Genomic DNA, 3,748 nt, shown 5'->3' on the forward strand with positions numbered 1-3,748 from the left:
CGGTGTGGTGCTCGGCTGCCCCGACGGCGCGCCGCTCGCCGCGCTCTTCGTCCGGGCGGCCGAGGTGGTGGTCGCCCATCGCGGACCACTGGACGCCGCGGCGGCCTTCGCGGGCGGGCTCTACGGTCTGCTGGGCGAGGTGCCCACGCTGGCGCAGGCGGCGCGGCGGGCGGCGGAGCGCATCGGGCGGGACGGCGGCGGGGTCGTCGTCCTGCGCGGACGGCCCTGGTGAACGGGACCCGGCGGGAACGCCCGACGGGAACGCCCGGCGGGAATGCCTGCCGCTCGTTGATCGTTGTACTTGCGGAACCATGCAATCCACATCCGACGTAAGGATCGACTGCCCGTGAGCAAGGTCCCGTTCATCACCCTCAACAACGGCGTCCGGATGCCGCAGCTCGGCTTCGGTGTCTGGCAGGTCCCGGACGACGAGGCGCGGATCGCGGTGCGCACCGCGCTGGACGCCGGGTACCGCAGCATCGACACCGCCGCGATATACGGCAACGAGGAGGGCACGGGGAAGGGGCTCGCCGCGTCGGGCATCGCCCGCGACGAGCTGTTCGTCACCACCAAGCTCCAGAATGCCGACCAGGGATACGACTCGACCCTGCGTGCCTTCGACGCCTCGCTGACCAGGCTGGGCCTGGAATACGTGGACCTCTACCTGATCCACTGGCCGCTGCCCGGGGTCGACAAGTACGTGGACACCTGGAAGGCGTTCGAGAAGATCTACGCCGAGGGCCGCGCCAAGGCCATCGGCCTGTCCAACTTCCACGCCGCCCACACCCAGCGGCTGCTCGCCGAGACCTCGATCATCCCGGTGATCGACCAGATCGAGCTGCACCCGCAGCTCCAGCAGGCGGAGCTGCGCGCCTTCAACGCCCGCCATGACATCGCCACCGAGGCATGGTCCCCGCTCGGCCAGGGCAAGGGCCTGCTGGACGACCCGAAGCTGGCGGCGATCGCCCGCAAGCACGGGAAGTCCCCGGCCCAGGTGGTGCTGCGCTGGCATCTGGACCTCGGCAATGTGGTGATCCCCAAGTCCGTGACCCCGTCCCGGATCCAGGAGAACATCGACGTCTTCGACTTCCAGTTGGACTCCGAGGACCTGTCGGCGATCGACTCCCTGGAGGCCGGCAACCGGCTGGGCTTCGACCCCGAGACCTTCAACGGCTGAGCCCCGGCGCTCCACCGCCGCACCGTCCGCCCCGTCGCGTCCCCCGCGGCGGGGCGGACCCGTATATCCCCGCGCACCCCCGCGTCGTGGCATATCCCGGGCGCATGACCCCCGATCCGGGGCGCATGCGCCCACCGAGCGAGGCACGTCCCCGGCAATTACGCTTGGCGCCCAGATGGACACACAGCGTGATCACGCCCCAGAGCCGAGGAGACCGAAGATGTCCCGCAGACGCCGTCACGGCCTTGAGCTGGCCGCCGGTTGCACCGTCGCGATAGCCGCCCTCTTCCTGGGGAGCGGCATACCCGCGGTGGCCGACCCCGGTGAACCCTCCCCCCGCCCCCGGAGGGAGGTGCCCCCCGAGATGCTGGCCTCCATGCAGCGCGATCTGGGTCTGACGGCCGATGAGGCGCGGACGCGGATATCCAATGAGTACCGGGCCGGGGCCACCGAACCGGGCCTGCGCAAGAGCCTGGGCGGCAGCTACGCCGGCGCATGGGTGACCGGCAACACCGCCGAACTCACCGTCGCCACCACCGATGAGCAGCAGAGCGGCACCATCACGGCCGGCGGCGCCAAGGCCGCGGTCGTCAAGCACAGTCTCAAGGCCCTCACCGACGCCAAGCAGGCCCTGGACCGCACCGCCTCGGAGCGCGCCCCGGCGGCCGATGTCGCCTCCGCCTGGTACGTGGACGTCAAGTCCAACAGCGTCGTGGTGCAGTCGGCCGAGCCGAGCGAGGCGGCCGCCTTCGTCGCCGCCAGCGGCGCGGACCGCGACGTCGTACGGGTGGTGGAGTCGGCCGAGCGGCCGGGCCCGCTTTACGACCTGCGGGGCGGCGAGGCGTTCTACATCAACGACGCCGGCCGCTGCTCGATCGGCTTCCCGGTGTCCCAGGGCGAGCAGAACGGCTTCGTCACCGCCGGTCACTGCGGCAGCCAGGGCGACACCACCACCGGCTTCAACCGGGTGGCCCAGGGCAGCTTCCAGGGCTCCACCTTCCCCGGCCATGACTACGCCTGGGTGTCCACCAACGCCGACTGGGTTCCGCAGCCGTGGGTGATCGGCCCCGACGGCACCAATGTCACCGTCACCGGCTCCCAGGAAGCGCCGGTGGGCTCGTCCGTCTGCCGCTCCGGCTCGACGACCGGCTGGCACTGCGGCACCATCCAGCAGCACGACACCAGCGTGCAGTACCCGCAGGGCACGGTCAGCGGAGTGACCCGCACCAACGTCTGCGCCGAACCGGGCGACTCCGGCGGCCCGTTCATCTCGGGCAGCGAGGGGCAGGGCGTCACCTCCGGCGGCTCCGGCAACTGCACCGTCGGCGGCACGACGTACTACCAGCCGGTGAACCCGATCCTGACGGCCTACGGGCTCACCCTCACCACCGGCTGACGCCGGGGTGCCGAGGCCGCCGCGGTCGAAGAGACCGGCGGCGGCCTCGCGCGTGCGCTCACGCCTCACATGGCGCGTGTCCTCGCACGTACCCCCACGCCCGTCCTCGCACGTGCCCCCACGCCCGTCCTCGCACGTGCCCCCAGGCCCGTCCTCGCGCGTGTTCGGAGCACCTTGACCAATCCGCGCCCCTCCGGGCGACGAATGAGGTACGACACCTCCGTGTGCGCCGCATCGTTCCCGGAAGGACGGCTTGTGAGAGAACCCGTGTACATCGGCGGACCGGCCGCGCGCGGTCCGGACCTCGAAGAGCTGCTCCAGATGGTGGCCCGGGGGGACCAGAACGCGTTCGGAGCCCTCTACGACGCCGTCAGCGGGCCGGTCCTGGGGCTGACGCGCAGTCTGCTGCGCAATCCGGCGCAGGCCGAGGAGGTCACACAGGAGGTGCTGGTCGAGGTGTGGCGGTCCGCGGCGCGGTTCGACCCGGGCCGGGGCAGCGCCATGGCCTGGATCATGACGGTGGCGCACCGGCGCGCCGTGGACCGGGTCCGCTCGGCGCAGGCCGCCTCCGACCGCGAGGAGCGCGCCGCGCTGCTGTCCCGTACCCCGGCGTTCGACGAGGTGACCGAGCAGGTGGAGGCCAGGCTGGAGCGCGAGCAGGTGCGCCGGTGCATGCGGACGCTGACCGAGGTGCAGCGGCAGTCGGTGACGCTCGCCTACTACCGGGGCCGCTCCTACCGCGAGGTGGCGGAGCTGCTGTCGCTGCCGCTCGGGACCGTGAAGACCAGACTCCGGGACGGGCTCATCCGGCTCCGGGACTGCATGGGGGTCGGCGCATGACCAGAGCGGATCTGCACACCTTGACCGGGGCGTACGCGGTGCACGCGCTGTCGGGGCGGGAGTTGACCGAGTTCGAGCGGCATCTGGCGGTCTGCGACGCCTGTCGTCAGGAGGTACGGGAGCTGCGGGAGACCGCCGGGAAGCTGGCGGTGGCCACGGCCCTGACCCCGCCCCCGACCATGAAGGACGATGTGCTGCGGCGGATCGCCACGGTCCGCCAGGAGCCGCCCCGGGTGGCGGCCCGGGAGGCCCGGGAGTCCCATGCCGGTCCCCGGCGGCGCACCGGGCGGCGGGCGCTGAACTTCGCGCTGGCGGCCTGTGTGGCCGCGGCCCTC

5 protein-coding genes are annotated in these 3,748 nt (G+C 72.1%); all 5 read left to right on the forward strand.

Features of this window, described 5'->3' with window-relative positions; translation table 11 throughout:
* The coding region (locus KN815_RS47505; RefSeq protein WP_216347974.1) for a hypothetical protein at window positions 1–232 on the forward strand (232 nt) is incomplete at its 5' end.
* A gap of 114 nt (window positions 233–346) precedes the next feature.
* Window positions 347–1,177, forward strand: a complete 831-nt coding sequence (locus KN815_RS47510) for an aldo/keto reductase (RefSeq protein WP_301184714.1) — start codon at window positions 347–349, stop codon at window positions 1,175–1,177.
* A 220-nt stretch (window positions 1,178–1,397) separates the two neighbouring features.
* Complete coding sequence (locus KN815_RS47515) at window positions 1,398–2,573, forward strand: S1 family peptidase (protein WP_216347975.1); 1,176 nt, start codon at window positions 1,398–1,400, stop codon at window positions 2,571–2,573.
* Between the two features lie 255 nt (window positions 2,574–2,828).
* Window positions 2,829–3,413: a sigma-70 family RNA polymerase sigma factor gene (locus KN815_RS47520; protein ID WP_216347976.1), complete on the forward strand. Its 585-nt coding sequence runs from the start codon at window positions 2,829–2,831 to the stop codon at window positions 3,411–3,413.
* Window positions 3,410–3,748 (forward strand): RskA family anti-sigma factor (locus KN815_RS47525; RefSeq protein WP_216347977.1); only part of this gene is annotated, 339 nt, incomplete at its 3' end. The genes KN815_RS47520 and KN815_RS47525, both read left to right, overlap by 4 nt.

This window comes from Streptomyces niphimycinicus (assembly GCF_018883605.1).
GTDB classification, from domain to species: Bacteria; Actinomycetota; Actinomycetes; order Streptomycetales; family Streptomycetaceae; genus Streptomyces; species Streptomyces niphimycinicus.